The organism is Aureimonas pseudogalii (assembly GCF_014196835.1).
Taxonomy (GTDB): Bacteria; Pseudomonadota; Alphaproteobacteria; order Rhizobiales; family Rhizobiaceae; genus Aureimonas; species Aureimonas pseudogalii.
The window spans coordinates 68,063-93,161 of sequence record NZ_JACIEK010000010.1 but is presented as its reverse complement, the minus strand read 5'-3'; the positions used below and the strand labels follow the sequence as shown (position 1 = coordinate 93,161).

General features: G+C 70.0%; 23 protein-coding genes. 16 read left to right on the top strand and 7 right to left on the bottom strand.

The genetic code is table 11. From position 1 onward, the window contains the following. Positions 1-405: 405 nt before the first annotated feature. The gene (locus GGR04_RS23730) at positions 406-1,611 is read left to right on the top strand and encodes a hypothetical protein (RefSeq protein WP_210291840.1); all 1,206 of its coding nucleotides are present in this window, start codon (positions 406-408) and stop codon (positions 1,609-1,611) included. Here GGR04_RS23730 and GGR04_RS16580 read toward each other — a convergent pair. The 3 genes from GGR04_RS16580 to GGR04_RS16570 form a co-directional block, all read right to left on the bottom strand. Then, positions 1,608-2,099, bottom strand: a complete 492-nt coding sequence (locus GGR04_RS16580) for a GtrA family protein (RefSeq protein WP_183201043.1) — start codon at positions 2,097-2,099, stop codon at positions 1,608-1,610. The two genes, GGR04_RS23730 and GGR04_RS16580, sit on opposite strands and share 4 nt — an antisense overlap. Then, positions 2,096-3,172, bottom strand: coding sequence for a glycosyltransferase family 2 protein (locus tag GGR04_RS16575; protein WP_183201042.1), 1,077 nt, complete (start codon positions 3,170-3,172; stop codon positions 2,096-2,098). The genes GGR04_RS16580 and GGR04_RS16575 overlap by 4 nt, the downstream gene beginning before the upstream one ends. Positions 3,173-3,259: 87 nt before the next feature. Next, complete coding sequence (locus GGR04_RS16570; protein WP_183201041.1) at positions 3,260-3,658, bottom strand: hypothetical protein; 399 nt, start codon at positions 3,656-3,658, stop codon at positions 3,260-3,262. A 288-nt stretch (positions 3,659-3,946) separates the two neighbouring features. Between GGR04_RS16570 and GGR04_RS16565 the strand changes: the two genes are divergently transcribed. The 5 genes from GGR04_RS16565 to GGR04_RS16545 all read left to right on the top strand — a co-directional run bounded on the left by GGR04_RS16565 (position 3,947) and on the right by GGR04_RS16545 (position 9,603). After that, a complete protein-coding gene (locus GGR04_RS16565; RefSeq protein WP_183201040.1) occupies positions 3,947-5,014 on the top strand; it encodes a LacI family DNA-binding transcriptional regulator in 1,068 nt (355 codons plus the stop codon). Between the two features lie 80 nt (positions 5,015-5,094). Beyond that, positions 5,095-6,381: an ABC transporter substrate-binding protein gene (locus GGR04_RS16560; RefSeq protein ID WP_183201039.1), complete on the top strand. Its 1,287-nt coding sequence runs from the start codon at positions 5,095-5,097 to the stop codon at positions 6,379-6,381. A gap of 39 nt (positions 6,382-6,420) precedes the next feature. Further along, positions 6,421-7,362 carry a carbohydrate ABC transporter permease gene (locus GGR04_RS16555; protein ID WP_183201038.1) on the top strand — a complete coding sequence of 314 codons (942 nt, stop codon included), beginning with the start codon at positions 6,421-6,423 and terminating at the stop codon, positions 7,360-7,362. Positions 7,363-7,373: 11 nt separating this feature from the next. Then, positions 7,374-8,216, top strand: coding sequence for a carbohydrate ABC transporter permease (locus GGR04_RS16550; RefSeq protein WP_183201037.1), 843 nt, complete (start codon positions 7,374-7,376; stop codon positions 8,214-8,216). Positions 8,217-8,286: 70 nt separating this feature from the next. Continuing rightward, a complete protein-coding gene (locus GGR04_RS16545; RefSeq protein WP_183201036.1) occupies positions 8,287-9,603 on the top strand; it encodes an alpha-glucosidase/alpha-galactosidase in 1,317 nt (438 codons plus the stop codon). Positions 9,604-9,637: 34 nt separating this feature from the next. Here GGR04_RS16545 and GGR04_RS16540 read toward each other — a convergent pair whose 3' ends face one another. Continuing rightward, a complete protein-coding gene (locus tag GGR04_RS16540; RefSeq protein ID WP_183201035.1) occupies positions 9,638-10,633 on the bottom strand; it encodes a LysR family transcriptional regulator in 996 nt (331 codons plus the stop codon). Between the two features lie 211 nt (positions 10,634-10,844). Between GGR04_RS16540 and GGR04_RS16535 the strand changes: the two genes are divergently transcribed. From GGR04_RS16535 to GGR04_RS16505, 6 genes are all read left to right on the top strand, one after another. Beyond that, the gene (locus tag GGR04_RS16535) at positions 10,845-12,143 is read left to right on the top strand and encodes an MFS transporter (RefSeq protein ID WP_183201034.1); all 1,299 of its coding nucleotides are present in this window, start codon (positions 10,845-10,847) and stop codon (positions 12,141-12,143) included. Next, entirely contained in the window at positions 12,140-13,105 is a 966-nt protein-coding gene (locus GGR04_RS16530) for an amidohydrolase family protein (RefSeq protein WP_183201033.1), read from the top strand. Before GGR04_RS16535 ends, GGR04_RS16530 begins: the two co-directional genes overlap by 4 nt. A 161-nt stretch (positions 13,106-13,266) precedes the next feature. Beyond that, complete coding sequence (locus GGR04_RS16525; RefSeq protein ID WP_183201032.1) at positions 13,267-13,623, top strand: DUF2946 family protein; 357 nt, start codon at positions 13,267-13,269, stop codon at positions 13,621-13,623. Positions 13,624-13,895: 272 nt separating this feature from the next. Continuing rightward, complete coding sequence (locus tag GGR04_RS16520) at positions 13,896-15,341, top strand: PepSY-associated TM helix domain-containing protein (protein ID WP_183201031.1); 1,446 nt, start codon at positions 13,896-13,898, stop codon at positions 15,339-15,341. Between the two features lie 104 nt (positions 15,342-15,445). Continuing rightward, entirely contained in the window at positions 15,446-15,958 is a 513-nt protein-coding gene (locus tag GGR04_RS16515; RefSeq protein WP_183201030.1) for a copper chaperone PCu(A)C, read from the top strand. Positions 15,959-16,089: 131 nt separating this feature from the next. After that, entirely contained in the window at positions 16,090-17,676 is a 1,587-nt protein-coding gene (locus GGR04_RS16505; RefSeq protein WP_210291839.1) for a copper resistance CopC/CopD family protein, read from the top strand. 22 nt (positions 17,677-17,698) lie between these two features. Here the strand turns inward: GGR04_RS16505 and GGR04_RS16500 are convergent, their stop codons facing one another. After that, positions 17,699-18,553 (bottom strand): amidohydrolase family protein, encoded by an 855-nt coding sequence (locus tag GGR04_RS16500; protein WP_183201027.1) that lies wholly within the window; start codon positions 18,551-18,553, stop codon positions 17,699-17,701. Positions 18,554-18,620: 67 nt separating this feature from the next. Beyond that, positions 18,621-19,733: a 4-hydroxybutyrate dehydrogenase gene (gbd, locus tag GGR04_RS16495; protein WP_183201026.1), complete on the bottom strand. Its 1,113-nt coding sequence runs from the start codon at positions 19,731-19,733 to the stop codon at positions 18,621-18,623. Between the two features lie 172 nt (positions 19,734-19,905). Between gbd and GGR04_RS16490 the strand changes: the two genes are divergently transcribed. From GGR04_RS16490 to GGR04_RS16480, 3 genes are all read left to right on the top strand, one after another. Next, a complete protein-coding gene (locus GGR04_RS16490; RefSeq protein WP_183201025.1) occupies positions 19,906-20,631 on the top strand; it encodes a GntR family transcriptional regulator in 726 nt (241 codons plus the stop codon). A 163-nt stretch (positions 20,632-20,794) separates the two neighbouring features. Beyond that, entirely contained in the window at positions 20,795-22,366 is a 1,572-nt protein-coding gene (locus GGR04_RS16485; RefSeq protein ID WP_183201024.1) for a GMC family oxidoreductase, read from the top strand. Positions 22,367-22,412: 46 nt separating this feature from the next. After that, positions 22,413-23,207, top strand: coding sequence for an SDR family NAD(P)-dependent oxidoreductase (locus GGR04_RS16480; RefSeq protein WP_183201023.1), 795 nt, complete (start codon positions 22,413-22,415; stop codon positions 23,205-23,207). A 42-nt stretch (positions 23,208-23,249) separates the two neighbouring features. Here the strand turns inward: GGR04_RS16480 and GGR04_RS16475 are convergent, their stop codons facing one another. Continuing rightward, the gene (locus GGR04_RS16475) at positions 23,250-24,095 is read right to left on the bottom strand and encodes a helix-turn-helix transcriptional regulator (protein ID WP_183201022.1); all 846 of its coding nucleotides are present in this window, start codon (positions 24,093-24,095) and stop codon (positions 23,250-23,252) included. A 99-nt stretch (positions 24,096-24,194) separates the two neighbouring features. Between GGR04_RS16475 and GGR04_RS16470 the strand changes: the two genes are divergently transcribed. Continuing rightward, the gene (locus GGR04_RS16470; protein ID WP_183201021.1) at positions 24,195-25,076 is read left to right on the top strand and encodes an SDR family oxidoreductase; all 882 of its coding nucleotides are present in this window, start codon (positions 24,195-24,197) and stop codon (positions 25,074-25,076) included. The last annotated feature ends 23 nt before the right edge of the window (positions 25,077-25,099 follow it).

Here is a 25,099-nt window from a genome sequence, read left to right as displayed (position 1 = left end):
AACGTGTACTTGCCGAGACTCGACGGTCATCAGCAGCCCTTTCCCGCCAACGACGACTGGATCCTCATGGAGCAGACGCCCCCTTCACTTGGCCGCGAGCATGTCGCTTCTGCGGGAACGGCCGTTGCAACCTCGCAGGTAGCGCTTCTATCCGGAGCGCCATCCAGCCCGTCGTCCCTCTTTGTGGTCGCGGCGATGGGCGTGCCACTCGTGGTCATCGCATTGTTCGCAGGGCTTGTGCCCCTCGGAAAATGGCAGCTGGACGAATACGACACGATCTTCGACCTACGAGTGGGCGGAGCGCAGGCCTTCATCGATCGACTGCTGAACTTGAGTTTCAGGCCGGTCTCCGAGGCACTTCTATACGTCTATGCCCGTTGGGTGGAAGCGACGGGGCAACAAGGAATGACGCGCTTCCTGGGCTTCGCTTGGCTCGTCCTCATCGGCGCGATGGTGCTTCCTGCCGTTTGGCAGCTGTGGCGCCGGCGCGTTCCGGTCGGCTTGCCGCTCCTGTTTCTAGCCCTTACGACGCTCGTCCTCTTCCTCAACAGCCAAGAGGTCGGCGAGGCTTTCTACTGGCCTCAGGGCTCTTTTGCCTACATGCCAGCCATTGCGGCCCTCGCCTTCGCGACGCTTTGGATCGTCGGTCATGATGGCGACGGCCCCGCGATCGGAATCGCCGTTCCCGTCGCGCTCGTCGTAGCAGCCTTCTCGAACGAGATGGGCGCGATGGTTGTCTTCGCCTTCTCCGTTTCTTTCCTCGTATTCGTCGTCGCGACGAATCGGCGGAACCGAGATGAACGAAGCTTTCTTCGGATCTGTGGACTTCTGGCCGCCCCGATCGTCGCCAGCCTCTCGGTCTTCGGTTTCATCGTTCGAGGACGCTTGAGGATCACGAACGAGAACGTCGCAGGAGCGGACACCCACGATCTAGCCGGCAGTCTCGTGCAGGCGCTTCTCCGTTTTCCGCAGGAAGTAACAGGGTGGACGGGCGAAGGGCGCGACGCTGTCTGGATCACCGGCATGTTCATGGCGCGGATCGCGCTCTTCGTCGGTGCGCTCGCGCTGTTCCGCACACTCGCGACGCGCTCGCGCATCCGGCTGTTGGAAGCGCTTGCTCTCGTCGCCGGTCTGTTCGGCGGGGCCTTCGCCTCGCTGCTTGCCAGCTATTACCAGTTCGGCGCTCCCTGCTGCCAGCGCCATTCCACCATGCGCGAATGCCTGTTCGTGCTCGGCATCCTCGCCCTCGCGCGGGTGGCCTCGCTGCTGCTCCCGGCGCGAATGGGCGATGGCGCGGGCCGCGGCTCCGTCACGCTCGTCGCGCTTCTCGCCGCCACGATGCTCGCGACGACCCCGAACGCCGCTCGGCTTCGCGCCGACTATGCCGACTACGACCGGGCGCTCGCCGCCCGCGCCGCCACCTGGGCCTCGGGATCGGACACCGGGCGCACCATGGTCTTCACGCAGCCGCCGAAGCTGCAAATCGTCGGCGGACAGGAATGGCCCCCCGGCCTCCACGAGCGCGGCGAGAACACGAACTGGATCGTCCGCATCATCATGGATTTCTTCCGCAAGGACGTGGTCGACATGCGCCCCGCCGGCGCCGGCTAGGGCGCGTCCGGGCGAAGCGCGGCGGCGTCGCCGTTCGGCGAGGTGGCGCTCCGCGCGCCGTTGAAGGCCCAGAGCTTGCCGAGGACGAACTGCAGCGCCGCGATCGCCACGATCGTGGCGAGCATTACGGCGCGAAACGGCAGCCCGAGAATCTCGGCGAAGACGACGACGCTGGCCTGGTTGAGGCTGAAGCCGACCAGCGCCAGAAGGGTGAAGCGCGAGAGGGTGGCGCGCGAGACCGCCGACGCCCGGCCGTTTCGGCGCGCCGTGAAGGTCAGGTAGGAATGGCCGAGATAGCTGACCGGCAGGGCGCAGAGGAAGGCGCCGATATTGGCCTGCCAGGGTCTCAGAGCCGCGATCTCGACCAGCAGCACGGCGATCGCCAGATGCACGAGCGAGGCCGCCCCGCCGACCACCAGGAAGACGCCGATCTCGCGAAGCCGCTCAGTTCCGGGGCGGGGCGCCGGGTTTCCGGCGAGGGTCGTCATGCGGTTTCCACTCGTTCGCGCCGATCGGAACGAGCGATCTCCGGCGTCTCGAACCCCTCCATCTCGTTCACGAGATAGAGGGGACGGCGCTTCACCTCCGTGAATACCCGCGCCAGATACTCGCCGATGACGCCGAGACTGATGAGGATGATGCCGTTGGAAAACAGGATGACACACATCAGCGAGGCGTAACCCGGCGTGTCGCCGCCCTCGACGATCGTGCGCACGATCAGGAACAGCATGTAGACCGCGGCTAGCGCGCTGATCCCGAAGCCGAAATAGGACCAGATCTTCAGCGGCAGCGAGCTGAACGAGAAGAAGCCGTCGAGCGCGAACTGCCACAGCTTGAAATAGTTGAAGCTCGTCGTTCCCGCGCGCCGGGTGGCGCGCACGTAGTCGATCGTCACCTGCCGGAAGCCGACCCAGGCGAACAGGCCCTTCATGAAGCGCGAGCGCTCCGGCAGCTGCTTCAGCGCCTCCACGACGACGCGATCCATCAGCCGGAAGTCACCGACATCGGGCGTCATGTCGAGGCGGGTCAACCGGCCGAACGCCTTGTAGAACCCCGCCGAAGTCGTCCGCTTCAGCATCGTGTCGGCCGAGCGGTCGGTGCGCCGGGCGAGCACCACCTGCGCGCCCTCCCGCCAGCGCCGCAGCATCGTGTCGATGAGTTCGGGCGGATCCTGGAAGTCGGCGTCGATCGGGATCACCGCGCGGCCCCTCGCGAGGTCGAGACCCGCCGTCAGGGCGGCCTCCTTGCCGAAGTTGCGGGACAGGTTGACGATCTTCACGTTCGGCCGGGAGACCCGCGCGATCTTGAGCTTCGCGAGCGTGTCGTCCGAGCTTCCGTCGTTGATGCAGATGATCTCGTGCGAGGCGGCACAGGACGCCAGCAGCGCATCGACCGTCGCCAGAAACTCGAGGCAGCCCTCGCCCTCATTGTACATCGGCACGACCAGCGACACTTCGACGTCGGGGTTTCCAGTTGTCTCGACCACCACGACTCCACTGCAACGCCGGCGATCGAAGGCGCCGGAGCCGGACGCCCGAAGCCCGGACGCGATCTCGCACATCTTCGGTCCTGCCCGCGTTCATACAGGATCTCCCCTGCGGGAGTCACGAGCGCCGGTTCCCCCCTGCCGCGAGCGAACCGGGCTCCCTCACGCCGCGGGCGGCACCAGCCCGACGCTCTTCAGCACCACGGCCTGCAGCAGCATCACGCCCAGCCAATGCCCGGCCTCGACGAGAATCGCGCCCGCGCCGGCCCGTCGCCGGCCGAGCGACACCGCGAAGGCCGGTAGGATGAAGCCGATCCAGATGACGATCGGCGTGGCGATGGCCATCACGGAGGCGGGCGCCTCGGGCGGGGCGAGGATCAGCGCCCCCGCAAGGATCGAGGCAAGCCAGAACTCGGCGACGACGGCCAGGAGCGCGAACGCCGCACTGGGCACCGGCGACGGATGCGAGCCGCGAAACACCGTCCACCAGCCCAGCCCGAACAGGAGGCCGGCCAGCGTTGCGGCCAGGATGGGGATGGCATTGTCCACGATGTAGAGCATGGGCGGCAGATCCGACTTCGGGGTTCACGGACGGCGACGGCGAGATCGGGATCGGACGCGTCATCCTCGCGATGGGTTGAAGCCTCGTCGGCTCCCGGAGGTTCCCGGTGTGGCGGCCAAGGTCCCGACCGCGGATGTGCTCCGTGCCGGGAGCGGTGACTTCCGTTGCACGCCCCACCACGGCACTCGCTCTGGCGACCCCGCAAACCGTGCGTCGAACTCCGGTTGACAGGAACGATCATCTCGACTTACCTTTGCTAATACGTATTAGCAGTGTTGCAGCGCGACATGACGAGATCTCGAACCCAGGCTGACGGATCCCGTGCTCCCACGAGCGCCGACGTCGCGCGTCTGGCCGACGTCTCGCAGACCACCGTCTCGCAGGTTCTCAACGGCAAGGCCGGCATCACCCGGATCTCGGCGGAAACACGGGAGAAGGTGATCGCCGCCGCCGCCCGGCTCGGCTACACGCCGAACCACGCCGCCCGATCGCTGCGCCAGCGCCGCACCAAGCTGATCGCGCTCGTGCTTCCGACGCTCGACAACCCATATTTCTCCGACGTCGTGAACGCCGCTCAGGAAGCGGCGCGCGAGCGCGGCTACGCCGTCACCGTGATGCCGATCCGAGAGGGCGACGGGTTCCGCGCTTCGTCCCTCCTGCAGGGGGCGGCCTGCGACGGCATCATCGTCGCCGGACACGAGAACTGCGCCTCGCCCGAACTGCGGCTCCTACAGGCGCGCGGCCTCGCCGTGGCGGTGCTGCAGGAGCAGAGCCCAGACCCCGCGATCTCCAGCATCAGCGTCGATCTCGAAGCGGGCGGGCATCTGGCGACGCGCCACCTCGTCGCGCTCGGGCACCGGCGCATCGGCCACGTCACCGAGCGGCTGCGCCCGGCCGCGAACGGCATGAGCCGCATCGACGGCTACCGGCGCGCGCTCGCCGAAGCCGGGCTCGCCTTCGACCCCGCGCTCGTGGTCGTCACCGAGAATTCCATGGCGGGCGGCGCGACGGGCGCCGAGCGGCTGCTGGCGACTGAGGGCGAGCCGGCCACCGCGGCCTTCGTCTACAACGACCAGCTCGCCGTCGGCGCGCTCGCGCGGCTGCGTGAGCGCGGCCTTCTCGTGCCCCGCGACTTCGCGGTGGTGGGGTTCGACGGCCTCGCGGTCGGCGGCTTCACCGCGCCGCCGCTGACCAGCGTCGACAGCCCGCGCGGCACCCTCGGGCGGCTGGCCGCGGAGGTCCTCATCCGCGCCATCGAGGCCGGGAGCCCGATGGCCGAGACCCATCGCCTGCCCGTGCGCCTTCTCGTGCGCGGGTCGTGCGGCGGGCAGGAGCCGGGCGACCCGCCCCCTTGAGACGACCCGGTCTCCGCCGCCTTGGGAAGGGGCCGCGGGGAACGTCCGACATCTTCGAAAACGCTTCGGGAGGAAGCCGCATGACCCAACTCATCGATCGACGCAGCATTCTGAAATCCGGCTTGGCGCTGGGTGCCGGCCTTGCCGCCGGTACGCTCGCCCGGCCGGCACTCGCGCAGGCCACCGAGCTGACGCTCGCGGTCTGGGGCAGCGACGCCGAGGTCGCCGCCTACAATGCCGCGATCGCGCGTTATCAGGCGGCCAATCCCGGCACCACGATCCGCCTCGACGTCATGCCCTTCGGCCAGTTCTACCAGCAGATCGACACGCGTCTCGCCGGCCGACAGGCGCCCGACCTCTTCCGCGTCACCTACCAGCAGGTCGGGCGCTACGCCTCCGGCAAGGCGGCGATCGACCTCTCGCCCTATCTCGAAGCGGGTGCGGGCGAGGCCTTCACGCCCGCCGTCTGGAGTGCGGTGACGCTGGACGGGGCCGCTTACGCGCTGCCCCACCACACCGACACGTTCGCGCTCTACTACAATGCCGACCTGCTGGATCAGGCGGGCATCGCCATCCCCGGCAGCCTCGATGCCGCCTGGACGTGGGGCCAGTTCATCGACAACGCCCGGCTCCTGAAGGAGCGCCAGCTCGGCAGCTATCCCTTCGCCATGGCCTGGCAGAACGGCGCCGTGCACCGGTGGCTCGTCTATCTCTACCAGCACGGCGGCCGGCTCCTGAACGACGACCTCACGGCCTCGGCGATCAACTCGCCCGAGGGCATCGAGACCATTCGCTGGACGCAGAGCTGGTTCAAGGAGGGCCTCGTGCCGCCCTCGACCTCGCTGAAGAGCTCGGAGCGCATCCAGAACCTCTTCGTCAACGGCACCATCCCGATGATGCTGAACGGCAACTGGCAGATCCCCTTCGTCGAGGCTCAGGCCAGCCGCTTCAAGTGGGGCGTCACCTACCTGCCGCGCGACAAGGCGATGGCCGACGATCTCGGCGGCACCTGCGTCGCCGTCTCGCGCGACGCCAAGAACCCGGAGGCGGCCGCCGCCTTCCTGCGCTTCCTCACCGACGAGGCCAACATGCGCGACTTCGTCGACAGCGCACAGTTCCTCCCCGTGCGCCGCTCGCTGGTCGATGCGGGCATCGACTACAAGCTTCGCCCCGAGGAAATGCGCGTCTTCGTGGAGATGACGAAGACCGTGCCCGAGCATCTCGTGAAGACGGTGACGCGCCCGACCTGGGGCCGCTTCAACCCGCGCTTCGCCGACCAGCTCGATCTCGCCTTCACCTCCGGCCAGTCGCCCGAGGAGACCGCCGAGACGATCGCGGCCGACGTCGATCGCGTCCTCGTCGGCTGAGGCCGGGATCCCACCCCTTATCCATCGGGAGGCGCGTCGATGACGCAGGCCATCACCATCGATCGGGAGCGGACCGCGGTCCGCTCCGCAGGGCGCGGGGCCGCGCGCTGGCAGCGCTTCAAGGCGCGCGCCACGGCTTACGCCTTCATCGCGCCGAACCTCGTCCTGTTCAGCGTCTTCATCTTCTTTCCGCTGTTCTACGCCTTCTTCATAAGCTTCCACGAATGGTCGCTGATCGACACGCCGCTCTACACTGGCGTCGACAACTACACACGGCTTCTGGAAGACCGGCAATTCTGGCAGGCGCTCGGCAACACCGTGCTCTATTCGCTGGCCACGGTGCCGACCAGCCTCGCGATCGGCCTTGCCGTCGCGATCGGCCTCAACCGCGAGCTCTTCGCGCGCACGCTGCTGCGCAGCGCCTTCTTCCTGCCGGTGGTGATTTCGAGCGTCGCAACGGCCGTGATCGCAGCCTGGTTGTTCAACGACAATTACGGCGTGGTGAACACCATCCTCGGCCGCGTCGGCATCAGGCCCGTGGCCTGGCTCTCCACCACGCAATGGGCCCTGCCCTCGATCATCGTCACCACGCTGTGGACCCGCATCGGCTTCTGCATGGTGGTGTATCTGGCGGCGCTGCAGTCGATCTCGCCGAGCTACTACGAGGCGGCGCGCATCGACGGCGCCTCGCGCTGGCAGCAGTTCCGCTTCGTCACCTGGCCGCTGCTGCGCCCGACCACCTTCCTGCTGCTCATCCTCAACGTCATTCATTCCTTCCAGGTCTTCGACCTCATCTTCGTGATGACGGGCGGCGGTCCCGGCTTCTCCACCACGATGCTCGTCCAGTACATCTACCAGGCCGCCTTCGTGACCTCGGAAATGGGCTACGCCAGCGCCATGGGCGTCGTCCTCTTCCTTCTCGTGCTCGTCTTCACGCTCATCCAGTGGCGCGTGAACCGGCGCACCGAACAGTTCATCTGAGGGAGGCTTCCATGATCGTTTCCACCACGGGCGCGACCCGCCACAAGATGGAACGGGTCGGCCTCTGGCTGCTGCTCGCGGCCGGCGCGGCGGTGATGCTGTTTCCCGTCTACTGGATGTTCGCCACCGCTATCCGTCCCGCGAACGAGATCTTCAGCGGCGAGACGAGCCTCGCTCCCACCGGCTGGGTCTGGGGGAACTTCCGCGCCGCGCTCGACGCCATGCCCTTCCTCTCCTGGGCCTGGAACTCCACGGTGATCGCGGTGGTGGCGGTGGTCATCACCGTCAGCCTCAACCTCCTCTGCGGCTACGCCTTCGCCAAGTTCCGCTTCGCCGGGCGCGACATCCTGTTTCTCGCGGTGATCAGCGCGCTGATGATCCCGATCCAGGTCATCATCGTGCCGCTCTTCCTGTTGCTCGCCGACATCAACCTCCTCAACAGCTACTGGGGCGTGATCCTGCCGCGCGCGGCCGAGGCCTTCGGCATCTTCATGGTGCGCCAGTTCATGCTCGGCATTCCCGACGAGCTTCTGGAAGCCGCGCGCCTCGACGGGGCCTCGGAGTTCCAGATCTTCCGCCGCGTGGTGCTGCCGCTGTCGCGCCCGATCATCGCGGTGCTGATCATCTTCACCTTCATGTGGCGCTGGAACGACTTCGTGCTGCCGCTCATCGTCCTCACCGACCAGGACTTGTACACGGTGCAGCTCGGCCTGAACTTGCTCAAGGGTCAGTACAATGTCGAGTGGAACAGCATCATGTCGATCGCGCTCCTCTCGCTCGTGCCGATGCTGGTGATCTTCGCCTTCTTCCAGCGCCAGCTCATTCAGGGCATCGCCGGCACCGGCCTGAAATAGCGCCCTCCCCCTTCCCAATGCTTCGCATCTCAGGGCCGCCCCCAAGGCCTGCATCGACAAGGAAAACGCCATGTTCAAGGTCACCATGATCGGCGCCGGCAGCGTCGTGTTCGTGAAGAACCTCCTCACCGACATTCTCGACTTCGACGCGCTTCGCGACGTCACCATCGCGCTGCACGACATCGACGCCGAGCGCCTCGAGACCGCCGGCATGATGGCGCGCTGGACCGCCGCGCAGTTCAAGGCGAGCCCTGGCATCGAGCTGCACGCCGACCGGCGCGCGGCGCTGGAGGGCGCCGACTTCGTCATCAACATGGTGCAGATCGGGATGCACGAGGCGACGCTCCTCGACTTCGACATTCCCCGCAAGTACGGCCTGAAGCAGACCATCGCCGACACGCTCGGCATCGGCGGCATCTTCCGGGGTCTGCGCACCATCCCCTTCATGACCGCGCTCGTCGCCGACATGCGCGAGCTCTGCCCGGACGCGCTGCTCCTCAACTACACCAACCCGATGAGCATCCTGACGCAGGCCGTCTACGAGGCCTATCCCGACCAGAAGGTCGTCGGCCTCTGCCACAACGTCCAGAACACGGCGCGGGATCTCGCCTCCTATCTCGGCGTGCCGGTGGAGGCGCTCTCCTACGACTGCGCGGGCGTCAACCACATGACGTGGTTCCTCAAGCTGCGCGTCGGCGCCGAGGACGCCTATCCGCGGCTGCGCGCGGCGATGGAGGATCCTGCCATCGTCGCCAAGGACAAGGTGCGCTTCGAGCTGATGCGCGTCTTCGGGCGCTTCATCTCCGAATCCTCCGAGCACAACGCCGAGTACACGCCGCACTTCCTGCGCTCCGAGAAGGAGATCGCCCACTACGACGTGCCGGTGGACGAATACGTGCGCCGCTCCGAGCGCAACCTGCGCCGCTACGCCGAGACGCGGCGCAAGCTTCTGGCCGGCGAGCCCTTCCCAATCGAGCGCAGCGTCGAATACGGCTCGCTGATCATCCACGCCATGGTGACGGGCGAGGCGCGCGTCATCTACGGCAACGTGCGCAACACCGGGCTGATCACCAACCTGCCGGACGGGTCCTGCGTCGAGGTGCCGATCCTCGTCGACGGCAACGGGTTGCGCCCCTGCCATGTCGGCGACCTGCCGCCCGAGCTCGCCGGCTACTGCGCGCCGCACGTCTTCGTGCAGGACCTCACCGTCAAGGCGGCGCTGGAGGGCGACCGCGAGCAGGTTCACCGGGCGGCCGTGCTCGACCGCAACACCGCGAGCGTCCTCTCGATCCGCGACATCCGCGCGATGGTGAACGAGATGCTCGAGGCGCATGGCGACGCGATGCCCGCAGGCCTCGCCGTGCGGCGCCGCGCCCAAGCCGCCTGACGGGGAGACGGCAAGACCGACGGGCCGGGCGCGCTCAAGGCACCGCGCCCGGTTCGTCCGAGCCCGGCCCGTCCGCACCCGGCTCGAACGCCCCGAGCGCACGCTCCGACAGGACGAGACCGAGCGTCTCGAGGAAGAGCCGCACCGCGGGATCGCCGTCCCGGTCGCGCCGCGTGAGGATCGCGTAGGGCCCCATGCGCGGATAGGGCTCCACCGGCAGCGCCTCGATGAAGGGCTGGCCGAACGTGCTGTGCAGCACGTCGCGCGGCAGCAGCGACAACGCGTCGCCCTGGATGAGGAGCGAGATCACGAGGAGGAAGGAGGCGGTCTCGGTGAGATCGTCGGGCTCCTGCGTGCCGCCGCCGCGAAAGGCGCCGGCGAGGATCTGGCGCATCGGCGAGCCCTCGGGCAGCGCCACCCAGGGCCAGCGCGACAGCTCCGCCCAGCTCGCCCGCGTGCCGCGCGCGAGCAGCGGATGGCCGCGCCGGCAACAGGCGACGAGATCCTCGTCCACCGTGCCGTGCACCGCGAAGCCGGGCAGGCTGTCGGCGTCGAGAACGCGCCCGAGCGCCAGATCCAGGCTGCCCTGCGCCAGCGAGGCCATCAGGAGATTGCTCGTGGCAACCTCCACGAAGACCCGCAGGCGCGGGTGGCGCCGCTTCAGCCGCGCCACCGTATGGGCGACGAGAAACGGCACGGCGCTTGGAATGGCGCCGATGCGCAGCGTGCCCGCATAGCCCGACGACAGCGCCGCGATCTCGCCCATCATACGGTCGAGCTCGGCGCGCACCGAGCGCGCGTGGCGGATCATCACCTCGCCCATCGCGTTCGCCCGAAGGCCGCGCGGGTGGCGCTCGAACAGCGTGTGGCCGACCGCCGCCTCCAGGTCGTGCAGCAGCCGGGTCGCCGCCGGCTGGGTGGCGCCGGCGGCCTCGGCGGCGCGCCGCAGGCTGCCGTGCTCGGCGAGTGCCAGCAGCAGCACCAGCTGGCTCGACTTGACGCGCCGCATCAGCGCCTCGCCCGTCTCCATTCGTCGTCGGCACCCTTGCGAATCGACCGATGCCCGATCGGCATCGGCCCATAGCAAATCATGATTGGTCGCCCGCGGCGAGCGAAGCTAACCTTAGTTTTCGCGCGACGGACATCCGTGGCGCGCGGTGAAGGGGCGATGCGGGAAGAGCATCGGTCCGCCGCCGGGGCCCGCGCGGGGAGCGCCGGTCCCGTCCTGGGGAGGAACAGGCATGACATCGACAGCTTTCGCGCGTCCGGCGGGACCGGCGACCGGGGTGCGCTGGCGCATCTTCGTCGTCATCTTCGCGCTCGTCGTGATCAATCTCGTGGACCGCGTCGCCCTGTCGATCGCCATGCCCACCATCGCGAAGGAGTTCGAGCTCTCCGCGACGATGCAGGGCCTCGTGCTGTCGTCCTTCTTCTGGAGCTACGCGCTGCTGCAGCTTCCCTCCGGCTGGATGATCGACCGGTTCGGGCCGCGCGTCATGGTCACCGCCGGCACCGTTCTCTGGGGGCTGTTCCAGTCGCTCGCCGCGCTCGCCACCGGCGGCATCTCGCTGCTCCTCACCCGCGTCGGCCTGGGCGCGGCCGAGGCGCCGCTGTTTCCCGCCGGCGGCAAGCTGAACGCCGCCTGGCTCGCGCCGGGCGAGCGCGGCCGAGGCGCGGTGATCATGGATTGCGGCGGCCCGCTCGGCGCCGCCATCGGCGGCATCCTCATCTCCTGGCTCATCCTGACGCTCGGCTCCTGGCGCATCGCCTTCCTCGTCGCCGGCCTCGTCACGGTCGCCATGGGCCTTCTCTCCTGGTGGTACCTGCGCGACCGGCCGGAGCTGCATACCGGCGTCAACGAGGCCGAACGCGCCCATATCCGCGATGCCGGCCCGGCCGGCTCTGCGGCGGCGGCGGCGCCCACCCATCTCTCGCGCCGCTCGCTCGCGGCCCTCTGCATCGGCCGCTTCGGCTGGGCCACCGTGTTCTTCGGGCTGATCACTTGGGGCCCGAGCTACCTCTCGGCGGCGCGTGGCATGGACCTGAAGGCGATGGGCTACGCCACCTTCGCGATCTTCCTCTGCGGCGCCGCGGGTTCGCTCGCCGGCGGCTTCCTCGCCGACGCCCTCGTCAACCGCGGCTACGATCGCGGCCGCGTCGCCAAGACCATGCTGTCGCTCTCGGGTCTCGTAGCGGCGCTGTCGCTCCTCGTGCTGCCGCGCATCGCCGATCCCGTCCACGCCGTGGCGCTGCTGTCGGTCACCGCGTTCTTCCTCCTCTGGGGCAGCCTCTACTGGAGCTTCCCGCCGGTGCTGGCGCCGGCCGACAAGGTCGGCTTCGTCGGCGGCGCGATGAATTGCGCGGGATCGATCTCGGGCATCGTCATCCCCATCCTCATCGGTGCGATCCTCGACCTGTCCGGCCAGTCCTACGGCAGCGTCCTCGCCTTCTTCGCCGCCTCCGCCGCGCTCTACGTCGCGGCGACCCTCCTCATCGACCTCGGCGGCGGGCGCGGCCCCGCCGCAGGAACGGCACGATGAGCGGCGAGGCGCCACGCCTCTACGAGGGGCCGGTGGTCGATGCCCACCAGCACTTCTGGGACCCCGTGCGCAACCACCACCCGTGGCTCACCGAGGCCGGGATCATCCCCTTCCGCTACGGCGACTATGCGGCCATCCGGCGCCCCTTCCTGCCGCCGGAATACCGCGAGCTGACGCGGGGTCACCACGTCGTCGCCACCGTCTATGTCGAGACGGAGTGGGATCCCACGGACCCCGTCGGCGAGCTACGCTACGCCGAGGGCCTCGCGCGCGAGCACGGCTGGCCGAACGCGGTGGTGGCGCAGGCCTGGCTCGACCGCGAGGACGCCGCCGATCTCCTCGGAACCTACGCCGCCGCGCCGCTGGTGCGCTCGGTGCGCCACAAGCCCGGCGGCCCGCCCTCGCCCGGCGAGGTCGGCACCCTGCGCACGCTGATGTCGGACGAGCGCTGGCGGCGGGGCTTCGCGCGCCTCGCCCCGCTCGGGCTGCGCTTCGACCTGCAGACGCCCTGGTGGAACGCCGAGGAGGCACGCCGGCTGGCGCTCGACTTCCCGGACACGACGATCGTCCTCAACCATCTCTGCCTTCCCTCCGACCGCAGCGAGGAGGGCCTCGCCGCTTGGCGCCGCGGTCTCGCCCGCATCGCGGAGGCCGAGAACACCCGCGTGAAGATCTCCGGCTTCGGCCGGCCGGGCGTGCCCTGGACGGTGGAGGACAATCGCTGGATCGTGCGCGAGGCGATCGCGATCTTCGGCCCGGAGCGGGCGATGTTCGCCAGCAACTTCCCGGTCGACAGCCTCTGCGTCGATTTCGACACGCTCTATCGCGGCTTCAAGACGATGGTGGCGGACCTGCCGGAGGGGGCGCAGCGGCAGCTATTCCACGACACGGCCTGCGAGACCTACGGCCTTCCGCCCGGCCTTTCGGAGCCGTCGTCGGCGATCGCTGCGCATCCCCGGTGAGATCGGCCCGCCGCCCGCCGAGCGCATCCCGCCCGGCGTAGCGCGACGGATGCGACGACGTCCGGCGTAGGCAAGGCGCGGGCCTCATGGTATGTGGGCAGCGACCCCCGAACCGGAGACACCCGATCGTGACGGCATGGCGCAGCGGAGCGACCGGATGGATGGGGCGTCTCGTCGCCCTCCTGTTCCTCGTTCAGGCGTCGCTCCTCGGCCTTTCGCTCGGGGCCCATGCCGAGATCATGCCGCGCGACCAGTTCGGCAACGTCCTCTGCAGCCCCGGCGCCGACGGCACGACCCACGCGCCCTCGAAGCCCGGCGGCCATTCTTCGGCCCTTTCGGACTGCTGCACGCTGGGTTGCACCATGTTCGGCGGGCCGCTCGCGCCGCCGCCGACGCCGCTCTCGCGCCTCGAGCGCCGGCCGCTGGTTCTCGAGACCCCCTTCGTGCTCTTCGAGGGCGTGGGGTCGGGCGCCGTCGAGACGCCCCGCAACACCCGCGGACCGCCCGCCCGCGCCTGAGGGCGCCGTCGTCGCGCCGGTCCTTACCTCGCGTCCGCCAGCCTCTCGACCTCGAAGTCACTGACATCGGTCCGTCCGGGTCGACCTGTCGCCGACCGTCGCCGAGGCCCATGTTCGCAACGCTCTTGCGGCATCCCGGCCACCCTTGCATCGCGACCTCTCCCCCGTTTCCCGTCTTCGCCGCGCCGGCGGAGATCCGATCGCCCGCTCCCCACAGCCGCCGTCGCGGCCGGGGCGGGCTCGCGCCCCTCTTCGTCCGGAAGCCCGCCCGCATGTCCGATCTCACCCTGCCGCCCGCGGCCCGCACGGCGCGCCCGCCCGCCGCCGCCGCCGATCTCTACCGCGCCGTCTGGCGCTGGCACTTCTATGCCGGCCTCTTCGTGCTGCCCTTCCTCGTCACGCTGTCGCTCACGGGCGCGCTCTATCTCTTCCGGGACGAGATCGAGGCGGTGGTCCATGCCGATCTCAAGCGCGTCGCGATCACCGAGGGCGCGCCCGGCGTCGCGCCCTCCGCGATGATCGCCTCGGCGCTTGCCGCCCGGCCGGGAACGGCGGTCAAGTTCACCACCCCCGCCGGTCCCGGCGCGTCGGCCGAGATCACCGTGAAGGCGGCCGACGGCGAGCGGCTCGCCGTCTATGTCGATCCCCAGGACGGCCGCGTGCTCGGCTCGCTGCCCGATCGCGGCACGGTGATGTGGCTGGTGCGCTCGCTGCACAGCCTGTCCTTCTTCGGCCCGGTGGCGCGCGGGGTCATCGAGATCGCCGCCGGCTGGGCGATCCTCCTCGTTCTCACCGGGATCTACCTCTGGTGGCCGCGCGGGCGCACGGGCGGCGTCGTCACGGTGCGCGGCACGGCGCGAACGCGCGTCTTCTGGCGCGATCTGCATGCCGTCACGGGCCTCGGCGCCGGGGGCATCCTCGTCTTCCTGGCGATCACCGGCATGCCGTGGTCGCAGGTCTGGGGCGGGCAGGTGAACCAATGGGCCAACGGCTCGAACTTCGGCTATCCCGCGGGCGTGCGCGTCGACGTGCCGATGTCCGGCCGCAAGCTCGCCGAGGACGGATCGACCTCGTGGTCGCTGGCGCAGGCGCAGGTTCCGACCTCCGGCACCTCTCACGGCTCGCACGGCGCCCACGGATCGCATGGCGAGGCAATGCCGGACAGCGCGCCCGCCGCGCCCACACCCTTCGTCGGCATCGACCGCGCGGTGGCGCGCTTCGACGCGCTCGGTCTCCACGGCGGCTATGCGGTGAACCTGCCGGCCGGCCCCACCGGCGTCTACACCGGATCGGTCTATCCCGACGATCTCGCCGCGCAGCGCGTCGTCCATCTCGACGCCTATACGGGCGAGCCGCTGCTCGACATGAGCTACGCCGACTACGGGCCGATGGGCCGGGCCCTCGAATGGGGCATCAACGTCCATCTCGGCCAGCAATACGGGCTCGCCAACCAGCTCGTCCTCCTCGCCGCGTGCCTTGCCAACGTCCTCCTCGCGGTGTCGGCGGCCATCATGTGGTGGAAGCGCCGGCCGGCGCGGGCGATGGGCGTGCCGCCGATGCCGCGCGATCCCCGCGTGCTGCGCGGCCTCGTGGCGCTCCTCGCCGTCGGCGGGCTGATCTTCCCGCTGATGGGCGCCTCGCTCCTCGCCATGCTGGCGATCGACCGGGCGGTGGCGCATTTTGGCGGTGCCGGTCCCGACCGACGCGAGCCCGCATGAGCCTCGATGTGCTACCGAACGGCGCGCATCCGCCTCGCCGCTCATTGCCCCAGCCGACGCGCGGTCGGCACCCGCGCTTTCCCCCTTCCTCCAGGATCTCGCCCATGACCGCCTCTTCCCGCCTCTCCCGTCTCTTCGCCGCCGGCCTGCTCCTCGCCGCTCTTGCCGGGCCGGCCGCGGCGCACGGCTTCAAGGTCGGCGCGATCGAGATCGAGCATCCCTGGAGCCGGGCGACGCCGCCGGGCGCGCGCACCGGTGCCGGCTATCTGGCGATGTCGAACGCGGGGCCGCAGGCCGATCGCCTCGTCTCCGCCCGCTCCGCGCGCGCCGAGACCGTGGAGGTCCACCGCATGTCCGTGACGGACGGCGTGATGACGATGCGCCGGGTCGAGGACGGGGTGGAGATCCCCGCCGGCGGCACGGCGGCGCTCGCGCCGGGATCGCTCCATCTGATGCTGATGGGGCTGAAGGCGCCGCTGCGCGAAGGCGAAATGGTACCGGTGACGTTGACCTTCGAGAAGGCCGGCGAGGTCGAGGTCGAGCTGCAGGTCGAGGCGATGGGCACCAAAGGCCCGGCGCACGGCGGCGAGGCGGCCGGCGAGGCGCACGCGCATTGAACCGCGCTGCCGCGACGCCTCGAAGGACGGCGCGCGGCGCCGGGCCCTCAACAGATGGCGACCGGCCGGCCCGCGCCGGTCGCGCATCGCATCCGCGCGGCGATCTCGCGGCGCCGCGCCTCCGCGCTGCGATGCTCGGGCTGATCTTCGCGCTTCTCGGCCTGCTGAATGCCGGAACGAACGCTCACGCCCATGCCGGCCTCGTGTCCGCCGATCCCGCTGAGGCGTCGATGCTCTCAGCGGCGCCCGCCGACTTCGAGCTCGTCTTCAGCGAACCCGTCACGCCGCTGCGCATGACGCTGGTCGGGCCGGACGGCGCGAGCCGCGACCTTCCCGGCCCAAGTGCGACGTCGGCGACGCTCACCGTTCCCGCGCCCGCCGGTCTTGTCGCCGGCAGCCATCTCCTGCTCTGGCGCGTCGTCTCGGCCGACGGGCATCCCGTGGGCGGCACGATCCGCTTCGCGCTCGGAGCCCCCAGCGCCGTGCCGCCGGCCGCGCCTGCGGACGAGCCGGCCAGCGTGCTGGTGCTCGTCTGGGCCTCGCGCCTCCTCGTCTTGGCTGGCCTCGTCTTCGGCATCGGCGGCGCGGTGGCGGGGCTGCTTCTTGGCCCGCGCAGTGCGCCGGCGCGCGGCCCCGTGCGCCTCGCCCTCGCGCTCGGCCTTGCCGCCGTGCCGCTCGCGCTTCTGGCGCAGGGGCTCGACGCGCTCGGCGCCCCGCTGGCAGCAGTGGCGCAGCCGGCCGTCTGGCACGCGGGCGCGGCCACCAGTCTCGGCTCCGCGCTGGCGCTGGCAAGCGCGGCGATGGCGCTGGCGCTGGCCGCCACCCTTCGGCAGCGCCCGGCGAACGGGACGCGTCTTCCGAAGGCGCTCTCATTCGCCGCGCTTCTCGTGGCCGGGTTCGCCGTCGCCGCCAGCGGCCATGCCGCCAACGCGGCGCCGCAGGCGCTCATGCGGCCCGCCGTCTTCATCCATGCGCTCGCGATGATGCTCTGGATCGGCGCCCTCGCGCCGCTCGCCGCCTCCTTGCGCGGCGGTGCGAGCGGGGGAGCCGCTGCGCTGCGCCGCTTCTCGCGCGTCATCCCCGCCGTCGTCGCGGCGCTCGTCGCGTCCGGCGCGGCGCTCGCCGCCGTGCAACTGGGCTCGCCGGGGGCGCTCTGGAGCACGGCCTATGGCCGGGTGCTCCTCGCCAAGCTGGCGCTTCTCGCGCTGCTCTTCGCCCTCGCCGCCGGCAACCGCCACCGCCTGACGCCTCGGGTGCTGACCGGCGAGACGGGGGCCACGCGGACGCTCCGGCGCGTCGTCGGGGCCGAGATCGCGCTGGCCGTGCTCGTGCTCGGCACGGCCGCTCTCTGGCGCTTCACGCCCCCGCCCCGCGTCGCCGCCGCGATCGCGGCCGAGCCCGTCACCGCCCATGCCACCGGCGCCTCGCTCATGGCCGATCTCGCGCTCCAACCCGGTCGGGCCGGGCGGGCGAGCGTGTCGGCGATGCTGATGACGATCGACTACGGGCCCGTCGCGCCCGCCGACGTCGCCTTCACCCTCGCCGCCCCGTCGGGAACCACGCCGCCGCTGCGCGTGGCGGCGGTCAATGGCGGCGACGGGTTCTGGCGGGCCGAGGTGACGCTCCCCGAAGGCGGGATCTGGCGCGTCGCCGTCGAGGTCGGGCTCGGGGCCGGTGCGCCGGAGCGGCTCGAGACGGTGCTGAAGGTGCGCCCCTGAACCTCGGTGCCCCGAGCCGGCGCTACGCCACCTCGACTTTGTAGAAGCGTGCGGCGTTGGCGCCGAAGATCTTCGTCATGCCCGCCGGGCCGAAATGCGCGCCGAGAAGCGCCCGCGCGGCATGCGCCACCTCGCCATAGGGCGCGGCGAGAAGCGCCACCGGCCAGTCCGATCCGAACATCAGCCGGTCCTCGCCGAAAACGGCGGCGACATGATCGACGAAGGGGCGCAAATCCGCGAGCCGCCAGTCGGCGCCGGCCTCCGTCACCATTCCCGACACCTTGCAGGCGACGTTCGGAAAGTCGGCGATCGCGGCGAGATCCCTCCGCCAGGGGTCGAGCGTGCCCGCCGCGATGGCCGGCTTGGAAATGTGGTCGATCACGGCGCGAAGGCCGGGCACCGCCTCCAGCGCCTTCGCCACATGCGGCAGGTGCCGGGGGAAGGTGAGGATGTCGAAGGCGAGATCGGCTTCCGCCACCAGCTTCAGATGGTCGAGAACACGCGGTCGCAGGATGAACGCGTCGTCGGGCAGGCCCTGCAGCATCGGGCGGAGCCCGACGAAATGCGGATTGCGGCGGTAGTGCGCGAGGCGCTCGGGAAAGCCGGCATCGTCCATGTCGAGCCAGCCGACGACCCCGGCGACGAAGTCGGTCTGCGCGGCGATCTCCAGCAGGAAGTCGGTCTCGGCCTGCGTCTCCGCCGCCTGCACCAGAATGGTGCGGTCGATGCCGGCGCGCGCCAGCAGCGGTCGCAGGTCTTCGGGCAGGAAGTCGCGCAGGATCGGCGCGACGCTCTCGTCGAGCCAGCCATAATCGCCGCGCGACACCTTCCAGAAATGCTGATGGCTGTCGATCGTGAGGCTCGGGGCTCTCGTCATGGCGGGATCACGGCCTTCGCGCAGGAGGAAGAGAATCGCACCGGCCGGCGCGACGGTGCACCAAGGCTTAGCGCGACCCGTGCAGAAGTTCGAGATACTCCTCGCGCGTGGCGATCCGCGGATTGGTGGCGTGGCAATGGTCCTTCAACGCTTCGCCCGCCACGCGCTCCATCATCGGCTGCGTGACGCCCATCGCGTCGAGCCCCGCGGGCAGGCCGATGTCGCGGGTGAGATCGGCGATCACACGGTCGGGCTCGCCGCCGAGGATGTCGGCGAGGACCTGCCACTTGGCCTCCACCACCTCGCGGTTGAAGCGCAGCACGGCAGGCGTCAGCACGGCGTTGAGCGTGCCGTGATGCAGGTTCAGCTCGCGGATGGCGCCGAGCGGATGGGTGAGCGCGTGCACGGCGCCGAGGCCCTTCTGGAAGGCCATGGCCCCTTCGAGCGCGCACATCATCATCTCCCAGCGCGCGGGCCGGTCGCTCCCGTCCGCCACCGCACGGCGGATCGCGGGAAAGCCGCGCTTCAGCCCGTCGAGCGCGATGGCGTCGGCCGGCGGGTTCACCGCGGGCGCCATGTAGGTCTCCAGGCAATGCGAGATCGCGTCCATTCCGGTGGCGGCCGTGAGGCCGGCGGGCAGGCCGTAGGTCAGCTCGGGGTCGCAAAGCGCCACCGAGGGCAGCATGTGCGGCGAGACGATGCCGAGCTTGCGCCCCTCGGCGGTGATGATGACGGCGGCGCGCCCGACCTCCGAGCCGGTGCCCGAGGTGGTCGGCACGGCAACGAGCGGGCAGATGCGCCCGTGGATCTTCGCCGCCCCGCCCTCGACGGCCGTGTACTGCGCGAGCGGCCCTTCGTGGCCGGCGAGGAGGCGCACGGCCTTGGCGAGATCGATCGAGGAACCGCCGCCGAGCCCCACGATGCCGTCGCAGCCTTCCGACCGGTAGAGCGCGAGCGCGTCGTCGACCGCGGCTTCCGTGGGGTTGGCGGGCGTGTCGGAGAAGATCGTCGGGCGCTCCGCCAGAAGCACCGCCACGCGATCGACCAGACCGGAGGCCACAAGCCCGCGATCGGTGACGACGAGCGGGCGCCGCACGCCGAGCCCTTCGAGGATCGACGGCAACTTGGCGACCGCACCTTCGTCGAACTCGATGCGGGTGAGATAGGTGATGAGGGCCATGGCTGCCGTGCTTTCGAGGGAATGCGGCACCCGAAGGCGCAGGCCGAGCCCGCCCGGCCGGCGAGTTCGTGGTTCGATCCGTCGTATCGAATTGCGCCTTGCACCGTCAACCGATATATGAGTTAGAAGGGGAATGGAGAACGTCCCCCATCGTCTCTTCGGCGGAAGCCCCATGAATTCGAACGCTAACGCCCAGAGACTGCCGCGCCTCTTGCCGGATCGCCCGACCCAGAAGGCCCAGAAGGCCGAGCAGATATATGAGACGCTGCGGCAGGATATCGTGCGGCTCGCCATGGTGCCGGGCGCGGTGATCTCGGAAAAAGAGCTGTGCCTGAAGTTCGGGGTGTCGCGCACACCGGTGCGCGAGGCGCTGAAGCGGCTCGTCGACGAGGATCTCGTGGACGTGTTTCCCCATTCCGGCACCTACGTCTCGAAGATCTCGTTCGAGGTGGCCGAGGAGGGCTTCGTGATCCGTCGCGCGCTCGAGATCGAGAGCATCCGGCGCGCCGTGCGGCACGTGACGGACGCCGACATCGCCGGGCTCGACGCGCTGATCGCCGAGATGCGCGCCATTCTCGATCGCGGGGCGCTCGGTGACTATCTCGAAGTCGACGACGCCTTCCACTCGGCGATCGCCACGATCAGCCGCTATCCGCGCATCGGCAAGTTCATCAACCTGGTGAAGGCCCATCTCGACCGGATGCGCCAGCTTTCCGCCCCCGTGCCCGGCCATCTCGCCGAGGTGACCGAGCAGCACGCCGCCATCGTGCGGGCGCTGGCGCGGCGCAACGCCGACCAGGCGGAACTCGCGATGAAGATCCATCTCGAGGCGTCCTTCGCCGTCATGTCGGCCCTCTACGAAGACGGCCGCTACTTCAAGCCGCGGGAAGCCGGGTGACGAAGCACTGACGCCATCCGGCCGCGAGCGCGCCTCGGAGAGCGCTTCGCGGTCGGCACCGAGAACGACGACGACCGTACACCCGGCGGCCCGGCGCGGGTGATGTGAGGACAAGCGGACGCGGCGGGCCATCGGCCCCGGGGTCCGTGGGAGGGAGGAACCCATGAGCGAACTCAAAGACAGCTACGACATCGTCATCATCGGCGCGGGCGTCGGCGGCGGGGCGCTGGCCAATGCGCTGGCCGAGCCCGGCCGCGAGATCCTGATGATCGAGCGCGGACCGCGCCTGCCGCGCGAGCCCGACAACTGGAGCGTCGACGCCGTCTTCCACAAGCGCAAATATGCCACGAAGGAAGAGTGGCGCGACAAGAACGGCGAGCTGTTCAGCCCCTCGACCTACTACTATGTCGGAGGCAACTCGAAGTTCTTCGGCGCCGCCACGGTGCGCTTCCGCCAGGAGGATTTCGCCGAGCTACAGCACGAGGGGGGCGTGGCGCCGGCCTGGCCGGTCTCCTATGCCGAGTTCGAGCCCTATTATGCGCGCGCCGAGCGGCTGATGGGCACGCACGGGCAGGCCGGCATCGACCCGATCGAGCCGCCGCGCTCGGGGCCCATGCCCTATCCCGCGATCGGCCACGAGCCGGAGATCGCGGTGTTCGAGCGCCGGCTGCGCGCGAAGGGCCTGCATCCCTTCCCGCTGCCGATCGCCATCGACTACCATGACGGCGGCGCCTGCGCGCGCTGCGCGACCTGCGACGGCTTCGCCTGCAAGATCGGCGCCAAGGGGGACGCCGAAGTGCGGCTCGTCGATCCCGCGCTTGCCAAGGGCGGGGTGACGCTCCTCACCGAGGCCTTCGTCCATCGCCTCGTCACCGACGCGGCGGGCGGGCGCGTCACGGCGGTGGAGCTCGAGCATGGCGGCGTCCGGCACACGGTCTCGGCGAAGATCTTCGTCTCGGCGGCGGGCGCCATCAACTCCTCGGCGCTGCTGCTGCGCTCGAAAAACGACCGCCATCCGCGCGGGCTCGGCAACAACGGCTCCGACCAGCTCGGCCGCAACTACATGGCGCACAACAACACGGCGATGATGGCGGTCTCGCCCTTCAAGAAGAACCGCGTCGTGTTCCAGAAGTCGATGGCGATCAACGACTTCTACCTCGCCAACAAGGAGCGGCCCTACCCGCTCGGCAACATCCAGGGGCTCGGCAAGCTGCAGGGCGGCATGCTGACGGCCTCCGCCAAGTGGGCGCCGGAAAGCATGATGTCGCTCTTCGCCGAGCGCTCGGTGGACTGGTGGCTGATGTCGGAAGACCTGCCCGACCCCGAGAACCGCGTCTCGCTCGATCCCGACGGCAAGATCCGCCTCGCCTACACCGCCAACAACCTGAAGGCGCATGGCGAGCTGGTGAAGGTCTGGAGCCGCACCATGCGCTCGCTCGGCTATCCCATCATCATCACCCAGAAGATGGACGTGAAGGTCTCCATGCACCAGTGCGGCACCGCGCGCTTCGGCACGGACCCGGCGACCTCCGTCCTCGACACCGACTGCAAGGTCTGGGACGTCGACAATCTCTACGTCGTCGACGCCTCGTTCCTGCCCTCGTCCACCGGCTTCAATCCCTCGCTCACCATCGTGGCGCAGGCGCTGCGCACGAGCGAGCGCATCGGCCGCGAACTCGGCGACAGCCTCGTGGCGATGCCGCCGATCACCCTGCCCCAAACGGTTGCCGCCTGAACGAGCGACCGAGAACCGACGACCCTCCGGGAGGAACCTCGACCCCATGACGCCGAAGCGCGACTACGCACGCCTGTTCGATCTCACCGGCCGCAAGGCCATCGTCACCGGGGGCTCGCGCGGCATCGGCCGGGCGCTCGCCGAGGCGCTCGCCGCGCAAGGGGCCGACGTCGCGATCGTCGTGCGCTCGTCGCTGGCGCTCGCCGAAGCGCTCGCCGCGACGCTGAACGCGGGCGGCGGCGACAGCTTCGCCGTGCAGGCCGACGTCTCCAAGCCCGACGACGTCGCGCGCGTCGCGGCCGAGGTGGAGCGCCGCTGGGGCCGGGCCGACATCCTCGTCAACAATGCCGGCATCATCCATCCCGGCCCGGCCGAGGACTTCCCGCTCGATCTCTGGCGCGACACGATGGCGGTGAACGTCGAGGGCGTGCTCCTGATGAGCCAAGCCATCGGCGCGATGATGATCCGCCAGAAGGCGGGCTCGATCGTCAATGTCGGGTCGATGTCGGGGCGCATCGTCAACTGGCCCTTCCGGCACGCCGCCTACAACGTCTCGAAGGCCGCCGTGCACATGCTCACCAAGTGCCTCGCCACCGAATGGGCCGAGCACGGGGTGCGCGTCAACGCCATCGCGCCCGGCTACATCCTCACCGAGCTGACGGAGGAGGTGCTGCGCGAGAACCCCGAGGTGGTGAAGAACCACTGGGCGGCGGGCGCCGTGCAGAACCGCATCGGCACGGTGGACGAGCTCGCCGGCGCCGTCGTCTATCTCGCCAGCGACGCGGCCTCCTTCACGACAGGCGAGATCCACACGGTGGACGGCGGCCTGACGCTGCGCTGAGGCGTCGCTTTCGCGTTCCGTCCACCCGGCGAGCCGGCGGCCTCAGGCGGGAGACTCGGCGCCGTCCGAAACGGGCGTCGCCCCGAGGAGCGAGCGGATGCGCTCGGCATCCTCGCGGCTCGTGGGATTGTAGACGAGCATCGACAGGTCCGGGCGCCCGTCCACCGCGAAGGCGGAATATTCGATGGCGATCTCGCCGAGCACGGGATGGCGAAGGTGTTTGACGCCCTCGCCGAAGCCCTGCACGTCGCCGTCGTCCCAGAACGCCGCGAACTCGGGACTGCGCTGGCGCAGCTCCTCGACGAGCGGCGCGGCGCTGGCGACCGCCCCGGCCCGCGCGGCATCGGCGCGGAACACGCCGACCACGAAGCGGGCGACGCCCTCCCAGTCGCGGTTCATGGCGCGCGAGCGCGGATCGAGAAAGATCAGGCGCAGCACGTTGCGCTCCTCCGGCGGCAGCCGAGAATAGTCGGTGAGCATGGCGGCCGCCGCCCGGTTCCAGGCGACGACGTCCCAGATCACGTTGCGGATCAGCGCCGGGCTGGTGTCCATCGCGTCGAGCACCCGCTGCAGGCGCGGCGTGACGCCGCCGGCCGGGCGATAGCGCACGTCGGGCAGCCGCCCGAGCCCCAGGAGAAACAGGTGCTCGCGCTCGACCTCGGTGAGCATCAGCGCGCGGGCGAGCCGGTCGAGCACGTCGGCAGACGGTGCGCCGCCTCGCCCCTGCTCGAGCCAGGCGTACCAGGTGGCGCTGATATGGGCGCGCGCCGCCACCTCCTCGCGCCGCAGGCCGGGCGTTCGGCGACGCGCGGGCGCAAACCCGAGCGCCGCCGGATCGAGCCGGCCGCGCCGCTCTCGAAGGTAGCCGCCGAGGGAGGTGTCGGACATGGGAGATCCTGTTGGTCACCATACTAGGATAAGATCCCGACTTTAACACGATAGTTTGGAGGTGCAGAAGGATCGTCATCAGGAAAGGGAGATGATCTCATGCGTGTTTTCGTGACAGGCGCCACGGGCTGGGTCGGTGCGGCCGTGGTGGAGGAGCTTCTGGGTGGCGGTCATCAGGTGCTCGGCCTCGCCCGCTCGAAGGAGAAAGGCGATCGTCTTGCGGCAGGAGGTGCCGAGGTGCTGCTCGCGACGCTCGACGATCTCGCCGCGCTGCGCGGGGCCGCCGCGGCGGCCGACGCGGTGGTCCATCTCGCCTTCAACCACGACTTCTCGCGCTTCGCCGAGAACGCCGCGCAGGACCGGCGCGCCATCGAGGCCCTCGGCGAGGCGCTGGCAGGATCCGACAAGCCGTTCCTCGTGACCTCGGGCGTGGCGCTCATAGCGCCCGGCCGCGTGGCCGTGGAAACCGACAGGCCGCCCCGGGACGCGTCGTTTCCGCGCCGCTCGGAGGTGACGGCGGCGGCGCTTGCCGAGCGCGGCGTCCGCGCCGCGACCGTGCGCCTCGCACCCTCCGTGCACGGCGTCGGCGAGACCCACGGCTTCGTGCCGATGCTGATGGACCTGGCGCGCCGCAGCGGCGTCTCCGCCTATCTCGGCGACGGCGAGAACCATTGGGCGGCCGTCCACGTCTCGGATGCCGGGCGGCTCTACCGGCTGGCCCTCGAAAGCGACGTCCGGCAGACGGTCTATCATGCGACCGACGAGGAGGGGATCGCCTTCCGCGACATCGCCGAGGCGATCGGGCGCAAGCTCGGCCTGCCCGTCGCCCGGCGCGACCGCGAGCATTTCGGCTGGTTCGCCGACTTCGCGTCCGCCGACATGCAGGCCTCGAACCGGCTGACGCGCGAGGCGCTCGGCTGGCAGCCGACCGGCCCCGCGCTTCTCGCCGACATCGCCGATCCCGGCTACTACGCCGGTTGAGCCAATGGCCCGGCCGTCGCCGC

Bases quoted from the DNA above. Each gene is read 5' to 3' on its own strand.
- GGR04_RS16475 (WP_183201022.1), bottom strand. From the start codon at position 24,095: ATGTCCGACACCTCCCTCGGCGGCTACCTTCGAGAGCGGCGCGGCCGG.
- GGR04_RS16520 (WP_183201031.1), top strand. From the start codon at position 13,896: ATGTCCGATCTCACCCTGCCGCCCGCGGCCCGCACGGCGCGCCCGCCC.
- GGR04_RS16500 (WP_183201027.1), bottom strand. From the start codon at position 18,553: ATGACGAGAGCCCCGAGCCTCACGATCGACAGCCATCAGCATTTCTGG.
- GGR04_RS16530 (WP_183201033.1), top strand. From the start codon at position 12,140: ATGAGCGGCGAGGCGCCACGCCTCTACGAGGGGCCGGTGGTCGATGCC.
- GGR04_RS23730 (WP_210291840.1), top strand. From the start codon at position 406: ATGACGCGCTTCCTGGGCTTCGCTTGGCTCGTCCTCATCGGCGCGATG.
- GGR04_RS16545 (WP_183201036.1), top strand. From the start codon at position 8,287: ATGTTCAAGGTCACCATGATCGGCGCCGGCAGCGTCGTGTTCGTGAAG.
- GGR04_RS16540 (WP_183201035.1), bottom strand. From the start codon at position 10,633: ATGGAGACGGGCGAGGCGCTGATGCGGCGCGTCAAGTCGAGCCAGCTG.
- GGR04_RS16505 (WP_210291839.1), top strand. From the start codon at position 16,090: ATGCTCGGGCTGATCTTCGCGCTTCTCGGCCTGCTGAATGCCGGAACG.
- GGR04_RS16550 (WP_183201037.1), top strand. From the start codon at position 7,374: ATGATCGTTTCCACCACGGGCGCGACCCGCCACAAGATGGAACGGGTC.
- GGR04_RS16535 (WP_183201034.1), top strand. From the start codon at position 10,845: ATGACATCGACAGCTTTCGCGCGTCCGGCGGGACCGGCGACCGGGGTG.
- gbd (WP_183201026.1), bottom strand. From the start codon at position 19,733: ATGGCCCTCATCACCTATCTCACCCGCATCGAGTTCGACGAAGGTGCG.
- GGR04_RS16575 (WP_183201042.1), bottom strand. From the start codon at position 3,172: ATGTGCGAGATCGCGTCCGGGCTTCGGGCGTCCGGCTCCGGCGCCTTC.
- GGR04_RS16570 (WP_183201041.1), bottom strand. From the start codon at position 3,658: ATGCTCTACATCGTGGACAATGCCATCCCCATCCTGGCCGCAACGCTG.
- GGR04_RS16485 (WP_183201024.1), top strand. From the start codon at position 20,795: ATGAGCGAACTCAAAGACAGCTACGACATCGTCATCATCGGCGCGGGC.
- GGR04_RS16480 (WP_183201023.1), top strand. From the start codon at position 22,413: ATGACGCCGAAGCGCGACTACGCACGCCTGTTCGATCTCACCGGCCGC.
- GGR04_RS16565 (WP_183201040.1), top strand. From the start codon at position 3,947: ATGACGAGATCTCGAACCCAGGCTGACGGATCCCGTGCTCCCACGAGC.
- GGR04_RS16525 (WP_183201032.1), top strand. From the start codon at position 13,267: ATGGGGCGTCTCGTCGCCCTCCTGTTCCTCGTTCAGGCGTCGCTCCTC.
- GGR04_RS16580 (WP_183201043.1), bottom strand. From the start codon at position 2,099: ATGACGACCCTCGCCGGAAACCCGGCGCCCCGCCCCGGAACTGAGCGG.
- GGR04_RS16555 (WP_183201038.1), top strand. From the start codon at position 6,421: ATGACGCAGGCCATCACCATCGATCGGGAGCGGACCGCGGTCCGCTCC.
- GGR04_RS16515 (WP_183201030.1), top strand. From the start codon at position 15,446: ATGACCGCCTCTTCCCGCCTCTCCCGTCTCTTCGCCGCCGGCCTGCTC.
- GGR04_RS16560 (WP_183201039.1), top strand. From the start codon at position 5,095: ATGACCCAACTCATCGATCGACGCAGCATTCTGAAATCCGGCTTGGCG.
- GGR04_RS16490 (WP_183201025.1), top strand. From the start codon at position 19,906: ATGAATTCGAACGCTAACGCCCAGAGACTGCCGCGCCTCTTGCCGGAT.
- GGR04_RS16470 (WP_183201021.1), top strand. From the start codon at position 24,195: ATGCGTGTTTTCGTGACAGGCGCCACGGGCTGGGTCGGTGCGGCCGTG.